Genomic DNA, 20,175 nt, shown 5'->3' on the forward strand with positions numbered 1-20,175 from the left:
AAACATTCTTACAAAATCCCTACAAAATCCTTATAAGGAGCACCTATGACCGTTATGGAACATACTAAGGCTGCAACACTTGATCTAACCAAGCACGGACTGCATAACGTAAAAGAGGTTATTCGCAACCCAAGCTACGAAATGTTGTTTGAGGAAGAAACGCGTGAAGACCTAACCGGTTATGAGCGCGGCGTGGTTACTGAACTAGGTGCGGTTGCCGTTGACACTGGCATCTTTACTGGTCGCTCACCAAAAGATAAATACATCGTCAAAGACGCTACGACAGAAGAACATATGTGGTGGACGTCTGATCAAGTGAAAAATGATAACAAGCCAATCACTCCTGAAGTGTGGGACGAGCTAAAAGAACTGGTCACAAACCAGCTTTCTAACAAACGCTTGTTTGTTGTTGACGGTTACTGTGGTGCAAACCCAGATACACGTTTGAGCATTCGTGTTATCACAGAAGTCGCATGGCAAGCGCACTTCGTTAAAAACATGTTTATTCGCCCGACAGAAGAAGAGTTAGCGACATTTGAACCAGACTTCGTAGTAATGAATGGCGCAAAATGCACTAATCCAAAATGGGAAGAGCAAGGCCTGAACTCAGAAAACTTCACCGTATTTAACCTAACTGAGCGCATGCAACTTATCGGTGGTACTTGGTACGGCGGTGAAATGAAGAAAGGTATGTTCGCCATGATGAACTACTTCCTTCCACTAAAAGACATCGCATCAATGCACTGTAGCGCTAACATGGGCAAAGATGGCGATGTAGCGGTATTCTTCGGTCTATCTGGTACGGGTAAAACGACCCTGTCGACTGATCCTAAACGTGCGCTAATTGGTGATGATGAGCACGGCTGGGATGATGACGGTGTCTTCAACTTCGAAGGTGGTTGTTACGCAAAAACCATCAAACTTTCGAAAGAAGCGGAGCCGGACATCTACAACGCAATTCGTCGTGATGCACTGCTAGAAAACGTAACAGTACGTGGCGATGGCTCTATCGACTTTGATGATGGTTCGAAAACAGAAAACACACGTGTTTCTTACCCTATCTACCATATCGATAATATCGTTAAGCCAGTATCAAAAGGCGGTCACGCGAATAAAGTGATCTTCCTATCAGCCGATGCATTTGGCGTACTGCCTCCAGTATCTAAATTGACACCTGAGCAAACTAAGTACCACTTCCTGTCTGGCTTTACCGCCAAACTAGCGGGAACAGAGCGCGGTATTACTGAGCCAACACCAACTTTCTCTGCTTGTTTCGGCGCGGCGTTCCTAACGCTCCACCCAACAAAATACGCGGAAGTACTGGTAAAACGCATGGAAGCAGCGGGCGCTGAGGCTTACCTAGTGAATACTGGTTGGAACGGCACTGGCAAACGTATCTCTATTCAAGATACACGCGGAATTATTGATGCCATTCTTGATGGTTCGATTGAAGAAGCACCAACTAAGCACATTCCAATCTTCAACCTTGAAGTACCAACGTCACTACCAGGTGTGGATCCTAGCATTCTAGACCCTCGCGACACGTACGTTGACCCACTTCAGTGGGAAAGCAAAGCGAAAGATTTAGCAGCGCGCTTTATCAATAACTTTGATAAGTACACAGACAACGCTGAAGGTAAATCTCTGGTTGCGGCTGGTCCTCAGATTGATTAAATCGAGTAACAGCGACGTCGCGTAAACTCAGTGAAAAGTTGGCATTAACTTATCACCTTTACGTAGGCCAAGTTACAAAAATTGCTTCAAGCCCCTCTTTTGAGGGGCTTTTTATTGAATACCACAGAATATTGATACAAGCTAAAGCCTATCTAGTTTTATTTAATAACACACGTAGGTTCTAGCAAAGATGAAAACAGCGCGTCGAGTTCTACTTCTGTTACTGGTTATCTTAGTTGCCATTCCGACCGCTACGATTGCGCTGCTAACAACATCTTACGCGGACGCAACCTGGCGCTTGCTGTCAAACACCTTTTCTCTTCCCTTCCGGGCCGAAAGCGTGCGTTATGACTTTCCCTATCACCTAACTTTACAACGCGTGAACACCAGCGGAGACGATGCGTCTTACATCGAGCAAGTCGATTTATGGATGAATCCCGATGTTTATCGCGATGGTAAATGGATCGTTGATAGTTTATTGATTGATGGTATGAGCTTGCAGTATGGCGCACCAAAGCTCCCAACTTTAGACAACGTTTTATTCCATCAAATCGCGCTCAAAAATATTGATTACGCCGACGAGCAGTTCTCTGCCAATGGCATTGACCTTCAAATTCAATCACCACAATGGAATGATCAATTAATACCATATGGCGAAGTTCAACTTGCGGCTGACCAACTCTATTGGAATGGCGAAGCCTTTAATCAAGTCTTAGTCGATATAGACTACAAGCCGCAAGACAGTACGCTTTATGGCACCTCTTTTAACTGGCGTAACAGTCAAATATCTGGGCAAGGGGAGCAGTATCCTCAAGGCTGGTCTTTAGTAAATGTGACCATCAACAAGCTGAAACTGAGTAATACGCAGCGCCAATCACTGCTTGCAAAACCTTGGCACGATCTACCATTTAGCATTAATCATATTAATAGCTTAGATTTGCTTAACGCCGATATTGAATGGGGCGACTGGCACTGGCAGAACTTGGATCTTTCTGTGGAAAACGCCACACTACCACTGTCTCTCTGGAAGACAAAAGCTCAAGTGTCATTGCAGGCGGATAGCGTTCGATTCCAGCAGCAAACCGCAATAGAGCCACGTTTGAGTGCCGCTATCGAGCCAGGAGTAATCCAGCTCAACGAGCTCAGCTTAGATTGGCAGCAAGGTCGAGTGCAAGTTTCTGGATTGTTCACGCCAACACAATGGAAGCTCAAAGAAGCCTCTATTCAAGGCCTCAAGTGGGCAACACTGCCAGAAGACAACCTAAATTGGTGGCACGCCGCCACCAGCGAGTTAGAGCATGTTGCAATCGAACGACTCGACATTGAGCGCAGCCAAATTATCCAGCTATCTCACGAACCTTATTGGCAACTTTCCGGTTTAAATATCGAAGGGCAACAGCTTGATATTAAACAGTCGGCTCAACGTTGGGGCCTTTGGCAAGGCGAATTGGAAGTCAGCGTTGTCAACGCCAGCTATGACCAAATACTCACGTCTCACGCAGCACTTGCCATGCAAAGCAAAGATGGCTTTTGGCAATTGACTCGCCTTTTTGCGCCACTCGAGCAAGGCTACGTAGAAGGCATCGGACAAATAGATTTGAGTACCCCGAGCCAACCTTGGGCGCTCAACGTCAATGCTGATGGTATTCCCTTATCGCTCTTCCACGATTATTTTTTACCCGACACACTGGCTATTGATGGTTTTTCCGATCTTAGCCTCGATCTACAAGGGTTATCAGGTGATCGCAACATGCTGGCCTACAGCTTATCGGGTGAAGTGGAAGCCAATCTCCGAGATACCCGCTTGAATTCCCAAGCGGATCATTCGCTCAAAGCCATTACCTTAAGTCCACTGCGTTTAAGAGCGCAACGAGGGGAAGTTGCCATAAAGCCGGTCACAATTTCAGGAAAAGCCATAAGTGGTAAGGTTTGGGGAACATTTGATATGGCCAACAACCCGCTAAGTGGCATTACTTATCAATTGGAAGAGTCGTGCGGAAACATTGAAGGCGATCTACTAAGTGGTGAAACCCACCGTAATGAGTGCGTGAACGCATCAAAACTGGCCGAGCCTACTGATATTGAGACTCCACAGAAAAATGAACCTTCCATCGAGCAGCCAATCGTAATTGATAACATCAATTTGGAGACTCAAGAGGAAGAGCTTTACGAAGAAGTTATCGAAGAAGATGAAGTACCCGACACGAATTCCGCAGCAGAACAAACCCTCTCACCGACAGAGCAAGAAGGTGAAACAGATAAGCGCCCAGCAGATCAGTCGGCGCTTACCCCATCAGCAACTGAGTAACTGCGAGTAGTTCGGTATCAGCATATAGGTACCGACAAAATCAACAGCTGGCGTGTCACCACTATAAATCACTACGTGAATAACGATGCGTGCTTTGCGTCCCGACTCCAATCGGTCTAGGTCACCACTGATCCCATCCAACGAAGTACTCGCCACGGGGTTTTGTTCGACTGGTTGACGATAGCGAATCGAGCTGTCGGCCAACACAATATCACCGTGCAGCCCACGCTCTTTAAGCAGCAGCCACGTCATCCCCCACCCTGTCAGGGTTGCTAAGGTAAAAGCTGACCCAGCGAACATGGTGTTATGCGGATTAAGGTTAGGATTAAGCTGCGCACAGCATTCAAACTGGTAACCCGTGTACTGGTTAATTTTGATCCCCATTTTGTCGCTAATTGGGATTTGTTGCTCCCAGCGCTGTTGAAGCTCAGTACACCATTCAGGGCGACGTAACACATTGGCCATCGGATCCAGTTGCTTCACCATTTGCTGATGGCGCACAGGGCCACGCTCATCGGTCAGCTCACCTCGACGCTCAAAGCCATTTTTTTCATAAAAGGCGATGGCATCTTCACGGGCATTACACACCAAGCGTTTCGCTCCTTCTTGGCGTGCTAACGACTCTAGTGCAACCAAAACCAGCGAACCCATCCCTTTGCTACGGCGATTATTTTTAACCGCCATATAGCGGATCTGGCCATCATTGTCCGGCGTAATGTATAAACGGCCAATCGCCATAGGACGACCTCGACCATCAACAATCATGCGGTGATGACTCATTTCGTCGTATTCATCGCGCTCTGAGCCGATCGGCATACGCCATGGCTCACGAAGCAGTTGCCAGCGAAACTGATAATACTTGTTTATCTGATTATCGGTTTTGGGAGTAATGAGTTTGAACATATCAATCCTTTGAAAGCACAACACTAATCAGTGTCGGAAAAATTACTCCAAGCCAATTCCATGAGCTTGGAGTTAAAGCTTAGACTATGGCGCCTGTGTTACCAGATTAGACCTGCAACCAAAACGTCACTGGACCGTCATTCACCAAAGACACTTTCATATCGGCAGCGAAGCGGCCACGCTGTGTGGGTAAGACTTCTTCACACAAGTCAGAAAAGTAATCATACAAGCGCTCTGCATCAACAGGATGCGCACCGCGAGAAAAGCCAGCTCGCGTGCCTTTTTTTGTATCCGCAGGCAGCGTAAATTGAGAAACCACCAGCACTTTACCTTCCACCTGTTTAACGTTTAGGTTCATCTTGCCTTCGTCATCTTCGAACACACGGTAGGTTGTAACACGCTCCATTAAACGCTTTGCTTTAGCTTCATCGTCGTCCTTCTCTACGCCCAATAAGACCAGCAGACCACGATCAATTTCTCCTACGACTTCACCATCCACACGGACGGCTGCTTCACTGACTCGTTGAATTAGCGCTATCACTACTCTCGCTTCCTTCATCTGTTAACTGAGATTCAGCGGTCGAGTGTATCATGTCTAAATCTTCACTCCAGTGCTCTCGCTCACCAAGCGCAGCCGTAACTTCCGCCCCCAATAATACGATCATCCAGCATAAATACACCCAAACAAATAAGATAGGAATCGCCGCTAACGCGCCGTAGATGAGCTGATAAGACGGAAACTGAGTGATGTAGAGTGCAAAGCCTTTTTTACTTAACTCGAACAGTATCGCGGCGACTGCTGCCCCCATGGCACCATGAGCGAGGTGTACTTTTTTATTCGGCACTAGAATATACAAACCAAGAAAAGCAAAAAAGGACAGCAACAACGGTAGCCAACGCAGAAATAAATTAAACGCACCAGATAATGTCTCGTTCTCTAAAATTTGCAGCGAAGTCACGTACGACGTCGCCGCAATACTCGCACCGACCATGATAGGCCCTAACGTGAGTACCATCCAATACATAGAGAATGAAAAGACTAAACGGCGCTTGTCTTTAACTCGCCAAATGTAGTTTAAGTTCTTATCAATGTTGGAAATCAGCATGACCGCTGCGATGAATAAAAACCCACCGCCAACCGCGCTCATTTTGCCCGTATTCGCCACAAATTCCTGTAATGCCGTATGTACAGCTTCTCCAGAAGCCGGCACAAAATTCTCAATAATGTAGCCTTGCAGCACCTCACCAACGTTCGCAAAAACGGGAAATTTCGACAATATTGATAACAATACCGTCAGCATTGGCACGATGGATAACAAGGTAATGTAGGCAAGATAGCCCGCGTTCACATTCACACGGTCATGCGTTAATCGCTTAAGAAGATACTTAAAAAACGCGACGCAACTTGGCAGTAGATTGATTAATCTCGCCTTGTAACTCTCTGATAACTGGTTCATAGTTCATCCCATAATTAGCGCCGAGGACATAAGAATGCCTTATTTATTAGCAATTGTACTATCAATTTTCACTTTAACAGGGTGTCAATCTGCTTATTACTCAGCAATGGAGCAGGTTGGGTATCATAAACGAGATATTATGGTCGACCGCGTCGAAGATGCCAAAGAATCTCAACAAGATGCACAAGAAGAATTCACCAGTGCACTTGAAGCCTTATCTGCGATCACCAACTTTGATGGTGGTGAGCTAGAAAATGTCTACAACAACATCAATGACAAATACGAAGATAGCGAAAAAGCGGCTCAAGACGTACGTGACCGTATTGCTGCGATTGAAGACGTATCCGGCGCACTGTTTGATGAGTGGCAAGATGAGCTAGAGCTGTACTCGAGTGCGAAACTGCGTCGTTCAAGCGAGCAAAAACTACGTGAAACCAAAGCCTCGTACAAAACCATGCTTAGCGCTATGAAGCGTGCAGAGAAAAAGATGACACCGGTACTGGATACGCTACGTGACAACACGTTGTACTTAAAACACAACCTTAACGCCAGTGCGATTGGTTCTTTGCAAGGTGAGTTCTCTAGCTTAGAGAAAGACATTCAGTTTGCGATCAAACAAATGAACGAAGCGATTGCAGAGTCCGATAAATTCCTACAAAAGCTCAATCAAAAGTAAATGATTTAGACCTCCTCCTAGTGAGGAGGTTTTAGTCGGCGACCTTACCGAGTAAACCGATGACTCTTCGAACAAAGCCTACTCTCTCTGGCACAGTTCCCCATGGTACTTCTATCACTTCATAACCCAACTCAGTATAGACACTCACTAACGACTGATGAATCTCCAATGCTTCTTCAAAGCTGTGCGGACGCACTTCATCTTGTACGTAAATGGATGCTTCAGGTCGACAAGTAAACACCTGACTATGGTACCCAGCGCTTTCGGTTAAGAAAGCTTGGTCAACCTTACAGCCGCCCACTTGTAGGTATGCAATGATGTCGGGGATGGCGCGATCAACAAACGCAACATCATGACAACGCGCATCACTCTTTTGTTTGTCCATCAACCCAAGGCATAACTTGGCAAACTCAGGTAAATTCGTCCACGGCAAAATACCATTTTCTAACTGGCTTTGCTGCTCAATCAAGTCGCGAGACCCTTCAGGAAACGTGGCGTAACCATACGCGTCTAGCGCATTCAGCAGTGTTGTTTTTCCCGCACCAGGCCCACCGGTGATAATAATCGGGTTCATATTCAACTCCAGAAAACAAAAAGCCCCGAGCATAACTCGAGGCTTCTTCTTAATTGAATCGCTTAACGAAAATTATTTCGCGCCACGAGAAGCACGCTTACGGTCGCTTTCCGTTAGGAACTTCTTACGGATACGGATGCTTTCAGGCGTTACTTCTACTAGCTCGTCGTCATCGATGAATTCTAGTGCTTGCTCAAGAGTCATCTTGATTGGCGGAGTAAGAACCTGTGCGTCATCTGTACCTGATGCACGAACGTTGGTTAGCTGCTTACCTTTCAGTGCGTTTACCGTTAGGTCGTTGTCACGGCTGTGAATACCGATAACCATACCTTCGTAAACTTCAACACCGTGACCGATAAATAGACGACCACGCTCTTGAAGGTTGAACAGTGCGTTAGTTAGCGCTTTACCCATCGCGTTCGCGATTAGTACACCGTTTACACGTTGACCGATGTTACCGCCTTTGTGAGGGCCGTAGTGATCAAACGTATGGTAAAGAAGACCTGAACCTGAAGTCAGTGTCATGAATTCCGTTTGGAAACCGATCAGACCACGTGATGGCATAACGAAGTCCATACGCACACGACCTTTACCGTCTGGAGACATGTCTTTCAGCTCACCTTTACGTAGGCCGATGTTCTCCATGATGCCGCCTTGGTGCTCTTCCATTACGTCGATAGTTACCGTTTCGAACGGTTCCATCAACTGACCATCTTCTTCTTTGATGATTACTTCTGGACGAGATACCGCAAGCTCAAAGCCTTCACGACGCATGTTTTCGATCAGGATAGAAAGGTGAAGTTCACCACGACCTGATACGCGGAATTTATCTGGATCGTCTGTTTGCTCAACGCGTAGTGCAACGTTGTGTACCAATTCCTTCTCAAGACGCTCAAGGATGTTACGTGACGTTACGAACTTACCTTCTTTACCCGCGAATGGAGACGTGTTTACTTGGAACGTCATTGTTACTGTTGGTTCATCAACAGACAATGGTGGTAATGCTTCTACTGCGTTTTGTGCACAGATAGTGTCAGAAATTTTCAGCTCGCCAAGACCAGTGATTGCGATGATATCACCCGCGTTAGCTTGTTCCACTTCGTGACGCTCTAGGCCAAGGTAGCCCATTACTGTACCCACTTTACCGTTGCGAGTTTTACCGTCAGCACCAATAATGGTTACCTGCTGGTTTGGCTTAACGCTACCACGAGTTACGCGAGCCACGCCGATAACACCAACGTAAGAGCTGTAGTCTAGCTGAGAAACTTGCATCTGTAGTGGACCATCAAGGTCAACATTTGGCGCGTCAACAACATCAACGATAGTTTGGAATAGTGGTTCCATGTTCTCGCCAGTTTCGCCTTCTTCTAGAGAAGCCCAGCCGTTAAGTGCTGATGCGTAAACTACTTTAAAGTCTAGCTGGTCATCAGTTGCACCTAGGTTGTCGAATAGATCGAACACTTGGTCCATAACCCAATCAGGACGTGCACCAGGGCGGTCAATCTTGTTGATTACAACGATTGGTTTTAGACCGTGAGCAAACGCTTTTTGTGTTACGAAACGCGTTTGAGGCATTGGACCATCGACTGCGTCAACGATAAGTAGTACTGAGTCTACCATCGACATGATACGCTCAACTTCACCACCGAAGTCCGCGTGTCCCGGAGTATCTACGATGTTGATACGGTAATCGTTCCAGTCGATTGCTGTGTTTTTAGCAAGAATGGTAATACCGCGCTCTTTCTCGATGTCGTTCGAGTCCATGACTCGCTCTTCAGCTTCACCGCGAGACTCAAGCGTGCCTGATTGTTGTAGCAGCTTGTCAACCAACGTGGTTTTACCGTGGTCAACGTGCGCGATGATCGCGATATTTCTTAATTTATCAATCTGTGGAGTAGCCATGGATATTGATTCACTTAGATAGATGAAATGCCCCCACGCTGAGAACGGGTGCTCTCTGGCGACATTTGCTGATTAAAAAAACGGCCATAATGTACCAGATTTTAGCAAAAAGCCTAGAAATATGTGATCTACTCCCGAGCATTTCTGCGATTTTTACGCTTAATGCCCATTTTCTTCCTCAGAACGAATTGATTAAACGCAACTTTATTCTAATCGATGCATAATTCAAATTGACTCTTGCTCAAAAACTGGGCTGAATACGCAATGTACCTGTCACATTATGGTGCAACAATGATTTTTGGCACCATAATAGTGCAAGCAAAGATCATTTTGGTGCAAGCAAGTGCACCAAACTAGCATTCAAAAACACAATTGCTTGAAATTAATGGAATATTTTTTTTGGCACGGTTTTGGCTTTAGTTAAAACAGCATCGATTAATGAAAAGTCAAATTGATTAATCAATGCCAGGTTTCATGAATAATTCATAAATCGAGCTTTTACCGCTTATTAACACTGGAGGTTATCCAAGATGTCAGTAGAAAACGTTCTATCGCTGATCCAAGAAAACGAAGTTAAGTTTGTTGACCTACGCTTCACTGATACAAAAGGTAAAGAGCAGCACATTTCGATCCCTGCTCACCAAATCGACGCAGACTTCTTCGAAGAAGGTAAAATGTTCGATGGTTCATCAGTTGCTGGCTGGAAAGGTATCAACGAATCAGACATGGTAATGATGCCTGACGCATCTTCTGCTGTGCTTGACCCATTCACGGAAGACGCAACACTAAATATCCGTTGTGACATCTTAGAGCCTGCAACAATGCAAGGCTATGACCGTGACCCACGCTCTATCGCAAAACGCGCTGAAGACTTCATGCGTTCTACAGGTGTTGCAGATACTGTACTTATCGGTCCTGAGCCAGAATTTTTCCTATTTGATGACGTGAAGTTCTCGACGGACATGTCAGGCTCTTTCTTCAAGATCGACGACGTAGAAGCGGCATGGAACACAGGTTCTGACTACGAAGAAGGTAACAAAGGTCACCGTCCAGGCGTTAAAGGTGGTTACTTCCCAGTAGCTCCAGTAGATTCATCTCAAGACATCCGTTCTGCTATGTGTCTAGTAATGGAAGAAATGGGTCTTGTTGTTGAAGCGCACCACCACGAAGTGGCAACGGCGGGTCAAAACGAAATCGCAACTCGTTTCAACACGCTAACAACCAAAGCTGACGAAATCCAAATCTACAAGTACGTTGTACACAACGTTGCTCACGCGTTTGGTAAAACAGCGACGTTTATGCCTAAACCACTTGTTGGCGACAACGGCAGCGGTATGCACGTTCACCAGTCTCTAGCAAAAGATGGCGTAAACCTATTTGCTGGTGACAAGTACGGCGGCCTATCTGAAATGGCGCTTTACTACATCGGTGGTATCATCAAACACGCTCGTGCAATCAACGCATTCGCTAACCCATCAACCAACTCGTACAAACGTCTTGTACCAGGCTTCGAAGCACCAGTAATGCTAGCTTACTCAGCGCGTAACCGCTCTGCTTCAATCCGTATCCCAGTGGTACCAAGCCCGAAAGCACGTCGTATCGAAGTTCGTTTCGGTGACCCAGCGGCGAACCCATACCTATGTTTCGCAGCAATGCTTATGGCTGGTCTTGACGGTATCAAGAATAAGATCCACCCAGGCGAAGCGATGGATAAAGACCTTTACGATCTTCCAGCTGAAGAAGCAGCAGAAATCCCAACTGTTGCATACTCACTAAAAGACGCGCTAGCAGAGCTAGATGCTGATCGTGAGTTCTTAACAGCGGGCGGCGTATTCTCTGACGACTTCATCGATTCATACATCGACCTTAAGTCTCAGGACGTAGAGCGTGTGAACATGACAACTCACCCTGTTGAGTTCGAACTTTACTACTCTGTGTAAGGTCGACACTGTGTAAAATGTAAACACAGCAATAAAATATTAGGCTCGCCTCGCAGGCGGGCCTTTTTTGTATTCGCCAGTCAAGCTTCGACGTTTAACATGAGAGGATAATAAAAATACACTTAGAATTTTTCCTTACAGGTCAAAGAGCTAAGCCATTGAAACGTGAAATCATCGAACAAGAGAAGGTGAGCAATGAAAGTTCAGCTTATTCCATCACTGTGTGCACTCAGCGGATTGTTAATCGCCTCTATCGCCTTCGCGCAGGTCGCGTATACGTGGGTAGATGAAAATGGCGTGGTTCACTTTAGTGATACGCCAAACAAAGGAGCAAAAGCGATCGCACTGCCAAACCTTGAAGCCAGCGCACCAGCTCCTGAGGTAGAAAGTACTGAATCGCTCGCACCTCAGACTACGCCATCTACTGCATCACAAAACAAGCCAGATAAAACAACCGAGAAGCCTCTCCCATTACAACTCTCGATGCTGACTCCCAAGCACAACGAGACCATCCGCAGCAATCGAGGCATCATCAATATTCAATTAGAAACCAATCGCAAGCTTGGTATCGGTGAGCAATTGCAATTGTTACTCGATGGAAAACCTTATGGTGCACCACAAAACCATATAGTGTGGCAGTTAAACAATATTGACCGAGGCACTCACACACTTGCTGTGCACGCGAAAAGAAGCGGCAAGCTTATTGCATCTACTAGCCCTATAACGGTGCATTTACATAGAGCAAGTGTTAAGCCGACCGTAAAAGGGGCAAAATAGAATATCTGGTGAAAAAAATCACATCACAGCGATGCTTTTCACTTTTTCTTCTAAGATTTATTCGCCATACTTAACGTTCAATTGCACCATTATTGTGCATCGCACAATCTTAAAGCAAAACAAGGACGTAATGTGGATACCAGTCTTCCTAGTGCCATTCTCAACAATATGGTGACAGCAACGCTGATTCTTGATGATGGATTGGCCATCCGTTATGCCAATCCGGCTGCCGAATTGCTGTTTTCTCAAAGCGCCAAACGAATTATTGAACAATCACTTTCTCAATTGATTCAGCATGCGTCGCTGGATCTCGCGCTGCTCACTCAACCGTTGCAAAGTGGCCAAAGCATCACCGACAGTGACGTCACTTTCGTTGTTGATGGCCGCCCTTTAATGCTAGAGGTGACGGTTAGCCCTATCACTTGGCAAAAGCAGTTGATGCTTCTGGTCGAGATGCGCAAAATTGATCAGCAGCGCCGACTCTCTCAAGAACTGAACCAACACGCCCAACAACAAGCAGCGAAGCTGTTAGTCCGAGGGCTTGCACATGAGATTAAAAATCCGCTTGGCGGCTTACGCGGTGCGGCGCAATTGCTAGAAAAAATGCTGCCAGAGCCCTCTCTCACCGAATATACACACATCATCATTGAGCAAGCAGACCGTTTAAGGGCGCTCGTGGATCGATTACTAGGACCGCAAAAGCCAGGTAAGAAGACACAAGAGAATCTGCACCAAATTCTTGAAAAGGTTCGCCAACTGGTTGAATTAGAGTCACAACGCTCAATCATCATTGAACGAGATTATGACCCAAGCTTGCCAGAGATTTTGATGGATACAGACCAAATCGAGCAGGCAATGCTTAATATCGTCAGCAACGCCGCACAAATTCTTAGCCATCAAGAGCACGGGAAAATAACCATTCGCACCAGAACGGTGCATCAAGCCAATATTCACGGCAAACGCTGTAAACTCGCTGCTCGTGTCGAAATCACAGACAACGGCCCAGGTATTCCACCGGAACTACAAGACACGCTGTTCTATCCCATGGTCAGTGGCCGCGAGGGAGGAACCGGATTAGGGCTATCTATTTCGCAAAATTTGATCGACCAGCACAATGGAAAAATAGACGTAGAAAGCTGGCCTGGTCACACAACATTTACTATTTATCTGCCGATCTGAGTGCGCTAATGGACTTCAAGTCGCGTCAGTTTTTCGGTTTGCTGCAAGGATTACTACATGAGTAAAGGATATGTTTGGGTCGTTGATGACGACAGTTCAATTCGCTGGGTAATGGAGAAAACGCTCTCCTCTGCCAACATCAAATGTGAAACCTATGCCGATGGGGAAAGCGTGTTAATGGCGCTCGAACGCGAAGTGCCGGATGTTCTAGTATCAGACATTCGCATGCCAGGTATTGATGGGTTGGAGCTACTAAAACAAGTACAGCGCGATTACCCAGACCTTCCCGTGATTATCATGACCGCGCACTCAGATTTAGATGCAGCAGTGAATGCGTACCAAAAAGGTGCTTTTGAATATTTACCAAAACCTTTTGATATTGATGAAACTTTAACTCTGGTTGAACGAGCCATTGCACACAGCCACGAAAACAAACGCGAGCAGCTCTCTCCAGAAGACATTCCAGCAGAAACGCCTGAAATTATCGGTGAAGCACCAGCGATGCAAGAGGTGTTTCGCGCCATTGGTCGTCTTTCTCGCTCCTCTATTTCAGTCTTGATTAACGGTGAATCGGGCACGGGTAAAGAACTCGTTGCTCATGCACTGCACCGTCACAGTCCACGTGCTAACAAACCTTTCATTGCGCTCAATATGGCGGCGATTCCCAAAGACTTGATTGAATCAGAACTGTTTGGCCACGAAAAAGGCGCGTTTACGGGGGCAAACAATGTTCGTCAAGGACGATTCGAACAAGCCAATGGCGGCACTCTATTTTTAGACGAAATCGGCGACATGCCATTGGACATTCAAACTCGTTTACTACGCGTTCTAGCTGACGGGCAGTTTTATCGAGTGGGCGGTCACTCTCCGATCAGTGTCGATGTACGAATTGTCGCGGCAACACACCAGAACTTAGAAAAGCTGGTGCACGAAGGTGACTTTCGTGAGGACCTATTTCATCGCTTAAACGTGATTCGCGTTCAGATCCCGGCACTGCGTGAGCGTAAGCAAGACATTGAAAAGCTTACACAGCATTTTCTTATCCGTGCGGCTGATGAGCTTGGTGTGGAAACAAAGACTCTCCACCCGTCGACCGTAGAGATTCTTAACCGTCTTGATTGGCCTGGCAACGTGCGTCAATTAGAGAATATTTGCCGTTGGTTAACCGTTATGGCCAGTGGTAGCGAAGTGTTACCAAATGACTTGCCAAGCGAACTACTCGAAGAGAAAAAATCCATTTCAGACTCTGCACATGGTAGTTGGCAAGAACAATTGGCGGATTGGGCACGACATTCACTCGCAGCAGGAGATAAAGAACTACTTTCTTACGCTTTACCAGAATTTGAACGCATTTTATTAGAAGCAGCCTTAGAGCACACTAAAGGTCATAAGCAAGATGCCGCTAAAGTATTAGGCTGGGGGCGAAATACACTCACCAGAAAATTAAAAGAATTGTACTGACAATCACTTACGTGGTGCGTTAACAACGAGCGTCGTTTGTCACTCGATATTAATAAAAACATCAGTACAATTGTGGCGCACCACCATCTATGTGATTAGGCGATGTCTACTGCTACGACTCAAATTACACTGCGTACTGCTGTTCTGATTCCATTTGTCATGATCTTCTTACTGGCGATCGGTGTCATTGTCTACGTCCAAAAACAAAGTTACGAAGAAGTGGTCACGGATATCAGTGACAAGCAACTTTCCGTGTTAACCGAAAGTGTCCACGACCACCTCAATAGCTATCTACGTAAGCCTTTTACTGCGGTTATGGCTCTCGCGCACAACGTCAGCTATCACAACCTTTATCGCCCTCACGATACCTCAGACATTCAAAACTACCTGCTAAGTGCATTCAAAAATCTTTACCAATCGATACCGCAGTTGGATGTAATCGCATTTGGTTCAGAAAACGGCGACTTTGCAGGCTTTCGCCGCGAGCTTTCCGACGATTACACCTTAATGGTGCAAGATCGCTACACCGATGGTGATCTGGTTATTTATGGAACCAACCATGTGAGTAACAACATTCGAACGGTTATCTCCCAATACGATCCTCGCACTCGCCCATGGTATAAGCCCGTTGCAGAGAGCCAAAACGCCACTTGGTCTGAAATTTATACCAACGCTGATGAACGCCAGGATATTACGCTATCAGCCATGACGCCGGTGTACAAACACGACCAATTTGCTGGTGTTTTGGTGACAGACATTCGTATCAATACATTCAACGAGTTCCTGCGCGAGTTAAAATACAACACTAAAGCGTCGGTCTACATCATGGACCCAGATCATCGTTTAATCGCTCACTCAGGCCCGGGAAGCGTCATCTCATGGGGCACAAAATTTTCGGATAAAGGGCAGCGTTTGCTTGCCGCTGAAAACGCAGACCCGATCATCAAAATCAGTGCGAGCCGCGTCCGGTCTTTCGATCTCAACAACACCAAGCAACCTTATACTTTTTCATTTGAACATGATGGACAACGTATTTTCAGTCGGCTAACCCCGTATCGAGACCAAGATGGCTTAACATGGTTTATTGGCACCTCCATTTCGGAGTCCGAGCTTCTCGGCCTGTTACCAAAAAGCCAGCAAGAGAGTTGGCTCGTTGGCATTATTGTAAGCCTATTTGGGATCGCCATCAGTTGGATCATTTTCAACCGAGTTACCAGACCAATTAACGCGACTGCCGCCGCCGCTCAGCACCTGGCAAATGGGGATTGGGATAGCGGCATGCCAAAGCCTGGTTATGTGTATGAGACAACCGTACTGGTCCATGCTTTTAATGAAATGGCGAACAATCTAAGAGCTTCATTCAAAGCATTGCGTGAACAGTTGGTTTATGACTCTCTGACACGCTTATATAGTCGTCAGGGTTTGGTCGAAATCTGTGAAAATCAGTCTCATCTTTGTCACGGCAGTTTATTTTTACTTGGCATCAACAAATTTAGAGATATCAACGACAGTGTGGGTCATCACAACGGCGACCAGTTGTTGGTCAGCATCGCTAAAAGGTTAAAACAGCAGTTTCGTGACAACGCATTATTGGCTCGGATTGGTGGTGACGAATTCGCGGTGTTTCTCTCAAATGTCGACACTGAAACCAAAATTAAACAAACCGAGCGTCGATTACAGCAACTCTTTTCCACCCCATTTATGGTGGAAGGCGAGAATGTAGTGATGAAGATTTCACTTGGTATTGTACAAACCCAGCCAAACGAAACCATGCCTTTATGGTTACGCAACGCCAGCATCGCATTAAGTTACGCCAAACAAGACTCACTGACTGGTGTTTGTCACTACAGCCCAGAACTAGCGAGCGCTTCAAAGTTTCGTACGCAAATGCTGACCAAGATCCAAACTGGCATTGAAAACCGAGAGTTTATTCCTCATTACCAACCGATTGTGGATCTCGTCAGTGGCACAGTGTGTGGCGCCGAAGCACTTGCGCGTTGGCATAGCGACTCAGGTATGGTGTCACCATTAGATTTTATCCCAATCGCGGAAGAAAGCGGCATGATCAAAGCCATCGGCCAACAGATTCTGTTACAAGCTTGTCGCGACACTTACCAAGCGATCGAAAGCAAACAGTGGCCGTCGGACTTCCAACTGCATGTGAATATCTCCGTTAATCAACTATCTTGCCCAAGTTTTGTTGATACGGTGACAAGCGTATTGGATATCACGAAATTACCAGCAAGTAACCTCACACTAGAGATCACAGAATCACGTATCATTGATAGCGCACCGACCACACTAGAAAATATGACTAAACTGCGTGAAATGGGTATTGGTATCGCGATAGATGACTTTGGCACCGGTTACTCATCACTGGGTTACCTCCACTCTCTACCGTTTACTTGCTTGAAGATTGATCGCACCTTCATCAATCAACTCACACAAGAAAACTTAAACAGTTCAGTCGTCGCTGCCGTCATCAATATCACAGCAGGTCTCAAAACTAATGTCGTCGCGGAAGGTGTCGAGGATAGCAATCAAGCACAATTACTGCGCTCTTTAGGCTGTAATCAGGTGCAAGGCTTCTATTACAGCCGCCCTATGCCACTAGAAGAATGGCCAACACATTTGGTGAACATGAAGTAGAAAAGAGCGAGAATCGTTGATTTCCTAGTCATCCTCTACTGACAATCTACCCAACTGTTATTTATACTTAACTGCAAATCTTACCCATGTATTGTCACAGATGATGTTTGGGCCCTGTTCCAGTTCATAACTATCCGGATCGACAAAATGATAACGAAGAACCTTCCTCTTACTGATTTGCACCGTCACCTCGACGGTAACATTCGTACTAAAACGATTCTTGAGCTAGGCCAAAAGTTTGGCATTGCCCTACCAGCGTACGATATTGAGTCTCTCACTCCTCACGTTCAAATTGTCGAAGCGGAACCCTCTCTTGTTGCTTTCCTTTCTAAGCTCGACTGGGGTGTTGCTGTACTGGGCGATCTAGATGCATGTCGTCGTGTCGCGTACGAAAACGTAGAAGACGCGCTAAACGCACAAATCGATTACGCAGAGCTGCGTTTCTCTCCTTACTACATGGCGATGAAACACAAACTACCAGTAGCGGGGGTTGTTGAAGCCGTCGTGGACGGTGTGCAAGCGGGTATGCGCGATTTTGGCGTGAAAGCCAACCTGATCGGTATCATGAGTCGCACATTTGGCACTGACGCATGTCAACAAGAACTGGACGGCATTCTGAGCCAGAAAGATCACATCGTTGCCGTCGACCTTGCGGGTGACGAGCTAGGCCAACCGGGTGATCGCTTTGTGTCTCACTTCAAGCAAGTACGCGATGCTGGCCTTGGGGTAACGGTCCATGCTGGTGAAGCAGCAGGTGCAGAGAGCATGTGGCAAGCAATCAATGAGCTGGGCGCAACTCGTATCGGTCACGGCGTAAAAGCGATTCACGATCCAAAACTGATGGATTACCTAGCAGAAAACCGCATTGGTATTGAATCTTGCCTGACGTCAAACTACCAAACAAGTACGGTAGAAACGCTAGAAAACCACCCTCTCAAGCAGTTCCTAGAGCATGGCGTTCTTGCGTGTCTGAACACTGACGATCCAGCGGTTGAAGGCATCGAACTGCCATACGAATACGAAGTAGCGGCACCAGCCGCTGGTCTGAGCCAAGACCAGATTCGCCAAGCGCAAATCAATGGCCTTGAGATTGCGTTCCTTTCAGAAGCAGAAAAAGCGGAACTGAGAGAAAAAGTAAAAGATCGCGCTTAAATCCAGCGAAAACATAAAAAAATGCCAGCATCTGCTGGCATTTTTTATATCTTGAATCTGTATCTCTGATTAAATAACACGAGAGAATTGTTGCTGACGCGCCTTCGCTCGCAGGTACTTATCGAAGCTCATACAAATATTACGGATCAACAAACGACCTCGCAGCGTCACACGAATTTCATTGTCATCCACTTCCACCAGCTCATCGTTGATGAAGGTCTGAAGTAGCTGTAAGTCTTCTTTAAAGTACTGTTCAAACCTCACTTTAAACTCAGACTCAATGGCTTTCTTGTCTAACTTGAAGTTACAAATCAGCTGCTTAATCACTTCACGACGGAGCAAATCATCAGAGTCCAGAGAGACCCCTTTCCATAGAGCGTGACGAAGTTCGTTGACTTGAGCGTAGTATTTCTTCAGCTCTTTCTGGTTTTGCGCGTACGCATCGCCGATCATCGAGATTGCAGAAACACCAAAGCCAACCAAGTCACATTCACCTTGTGTGGTGTAGCCTTGGAAATTGCGATGCAAAATACCTTCGCGCTGGGCAACAGCAAGTTCATCGTCCGGCAAAGCAAAGTGGTCCATACCGATAAATTGGTAGCCAGCATCAGTCAGTGTCGCGATGGTGTCTTGCAGAATCGCCATCTTCTCTTCTGCCTTTGGCAGATCTTCGTCTTTAATCTTACGCTGCGCTGCAAATAGCTGTGGCATGTGCGCGTAGTTAAACACGGATAGACGGCCCGGCTGCATCTCTAGCACTTGTTCTAGAGTCTTGGCAAAAGATTCTTTGGTCTGCTTCGGTAAACCGTAAATCAAATCTAGGTTCGTCGAACGAAAGCCTAACTCTTTTGCGCGCGCAACCATCGCAACGATGAACTCTTCATCTTGCTCACGATTCACCAGTTTTTGCACTTCTTTGTTGAAGTCCTGAACACCGATGCTCAAGCGATTGAAGCCTTCACTACGCAGATGATCCAGCATGGTCAGCTCGATTTCACGCGGGTCAACCTCGATACTGATTTCAGCATCGCTACTAAAAGTAAACTCTTGGCGTAGCAGGCTCATTACACGCGTGATTTGCTTTTCAGAGAGAAACGTCGGTGTACCACCACCAAAATGCAATTGCGTCACGGTGCGACCAACAAGTAATGCAGCACGTTGACGAATTTCGTGTTCAAGCACGTCGAGGTATTCATCCGCTTTGTGCGAGTGGCGCGTAATGACTTTATTACATCCACAGTAGTAACAAAGCTTGTGACAGAACGGAATGTGTACGTACAGCGATAATGGGCGTTCTGGGTATTGAGTGCATGCCATATCATAATCAGAAATGGTGAACGCTTCATGAAACTCCAGCGCCGTTGGGTACGACGTATAACGAGGCCCGGAATAGTTGTACTTATCCAATACCGCTTGATCCCAGACGATTTGCTGTTTCGATTCAGTGTGTTGATTCGACATGGTGGTACTTTCCGTTAAATGCTAGGGCAACGAAAGCCGTCACCCGATATTCAGAGCCGCTA

The 20,175-nt window shown here is 46.4% G+C and carries 15 protein-coding genes; 9 read left to right on the forward strand and 6 right to left on the reverse strand.

What is annotated here, in order from left to right; genetic code table 11:
- The first annotated feature begins 45 nt into the window (after positions 1 to 45).
- Together pckA and UQW94_RS21850 are read left to right on the forward strand one after the other, a co-directional pair.
- Complete coding sequence (pckA, locus tag UQW94_RS21845) at positions 46 to 1,674, forward strand: phosphoenolpyruvate carboxykinase (ATP) (RefSeq protein WP_005379288.1); 1,629 nt, start codon at positions 46 to 48, stop codon at positions 1,672 to 1,674.
- A gap of 190 nt (positions 1,675 to 1,864) precedes the next feature.
- The gene (locus UQW94_RS21850) at positions 1,865 to 3,982 is read left to right on the forward strand and encodes an AsmA family protein (RefSeq protein ID WP_322142554.1); all 2,118 of its coding nucleotides are present in this window, start codon (positions 1,865 to 1,867) and stop codon (positions 3,980 to 3,982) included.
- Here the strand turns inward: UQW94_RS21850 and UQW94_RS21855 are convergent.
- The 3 genes from UQW94_RS21855 to UQW94_RS21865 all read right to left on the reverse strand — a co-directional run bounded on the left by UQW94_RS21855 (position 3,968) and on the right by UQW94_RS21865 (position 6,342).
- Complete coding sequence (locus tag UQW94_RS21855; RefSeq protein ID WP_005379283.1) at positions 3,968 to 4,885, reverse strand: bifunctional GNAT family N-acetyltransferase/hotdog fold thioesterase; 918 nt, start codon at positions 4,883 to 4,885, stop codon at positions 3,968 to 3,970. The genes UQW94_RS21850 and UQW94_RS21855 overlap by 15 nt on opposite strands.
- 106 nt (positions 4,886 to 4,991) lie before the next feature.
- Positions 4,992 to 5,426 (reverse strand): D-aminoacyl-tRNA deacylase, encoded by a 435-nt coding sequence (dtd, locus tag UQW94_RS21860; protein ID WP_005379282.1) that lies wholly within the window; start codon positions 5,424 to 5,426, stop codon positions 4,992 to 4,994.
- Positions 5,398 to 6,342 carry a virulence factor BrkB family protein gene (locus UQW94_RS21865; protein WP_005379281.1) on the reverse strand — a complete coding sequence of 315 codons (945 nt, stop codon included), beginning with the start codon at positions 6,340 to 6,342 and terminating at the stop codon, positions 5,398 to 5,400. The genes dtd and UQW94_RS21865 overlap by 29 nt, the downstream gene beginning before the upstream one ends.
- 34 nt (positions 6,343 to 6,376) lie before the next feature.
- Here UQW94_RS21865 and UQW94_RS21870 point away from each other — a divergent pair, with 34 nt between their 5' ends.
- Entirely contained in the window at positions 6,377 to 7,018 is a 642-nt protein-coding gene (locus tag UQW94_RS21870; protein WP_005382972.1) for a DUF2959 domain-containing protein, read from the forward strand.
- A 31-nt stretch (positions 7,019 to 7,049) separates the two neighbouring features.
- On the opposite strand, the gene UQW94_RS21875 is transcribed toward UQW94_RS21870, so the two are convergent.
- Both UQW94_RS21875 and typA read right to left on the reverse strand, forming a co-directional pair.
- Entirely contained in the window at positions 7,050 to 7,592 is a 543-nt protein-coding gene (locus UQW94_RS21875) for an AAA family ATPase (protein ID WP_322142555.1), read from the reverse strand.
- Positions 7,593 to 7,664: 72 nt separating this feature from the next.
- Entirely contained in the window at positions 7,665 to 9,494 is a 1,830-nt protein-coding gene (gene typA / locus UQW94_RS21880) for a translational GTPase TypA (RefSeq protein WP_005379276.1), read from the reverse strand.
- Between the two features lie 530 nt (positions 9,495 to 10,024).
- On the opposite strand from typA, the gene glnA reads away from it, so the two are divergent.
- From glnA to add, 6 genes are all read left to right on the forward strand, one after another.
- Complete coding sequence (gene glnA / locus UQW94_RS21885) at positions 10,025 to 11,434, forward strand: glutamate--ammonia ligase (RefSeq protein ID WP_005379275.1); 1,410 nt, start codon at positions 10,025 to 10,027, stop codon at positions 11,432 to 11,434.
- 195 nt (positions 11,435 to 11,629) lie between these two features.
- Positions 11,630 to 12,211 (forward strand): DUF4124 domain-containing protein, encoded by a 582-nt coding sequence (locus UQW94_RS21890; RefSeq protein WP_130544867.1) that lies wholly within the window; start codon positions 11,630 to 11,632, stop codon positions 12,209 to 12,211.
- A gap of 132 nt (positions 12,212 to 12,343) precedes the next feature.
- On the forward strand, positions 12,344 to 13,390 hold the full coding sequence (gene glnL / locus UQW94_RS21895; RefSeq protein WP_017821940.1) for a nitrogen regulation protein NR(II): 1,047 nt from the start codon (positions 12,344 to 12,346) through the stop codon (positions 13,388 to 13,390).
- Positions 13,391 to 13,447: 57 nt separating this feature from the next.
- Positions 13,448 to 14,851, forward strand: coding sequence for a nitrogen regulation protein NR(I) (gene glnG / locus UQW94_RS21900; RefSeq protein ID WP_005379267.1), 1,404 nt, complete (start codon positions 13,448 to 13,450; stop codon positions 14,849 to 14,851).
- Between the two features lie 102 nt (positions 14,852 to 14,953).
- Positions 14,954 to 17,500 carry an EAL domain-containing protein gene (locus tag UQW94_RS21905; RefSeq protein WP_171345952.1) on the forward strand — a complete coding sequence of 849 codons (2,547 nt, stop codon included), beginning with the start codon at positions 14,954 to 14,956 and terminating at the stop codon, positions 17,498 to 17,500.
- Between the two features lie 147 nt (positions 17,501 to 17,647).
- Positions 17,648 to 18,652, forward strand: a complete 1,005-nt coding sequence (add, locus tag UQW94_RS21910; protein ID WP_005379257.1) for an adenosine deaminase — start codon at positions 17,648 to 17,650, stop codon at positions 18,650 to 18,652.
- Positions 18,653 to 18,721: 69 nt separating this feature from the next.
- Here add and hemN read toward each other — a convergent pair whose 3' ends face one another.
- Positions 18,722 to 20,113, reverse strand: a complete 1,392-nt coding sequence (gene hemN / locus UQW94_RS21915) for an oxygen-independent coproporphyrinogen III oxidase (protein WP_017821952.1) — start codon at positions 20,111 to 20,113, stop codon at positions 18,722 to 18,724.
- Positions 20,114 to 20,175: the final 62 nt, after the last annotated feature.

It is taken from the genome of Vibrio sp. PBL-C16, assembly GCF_034321865.1.
Classification (GTDB): Bacteria; Pseudomonadota; Gammaproteobacteria; order Enterobacterales; family Vibrionaceae; genus Vibrio; species Vibrio alginolyticus.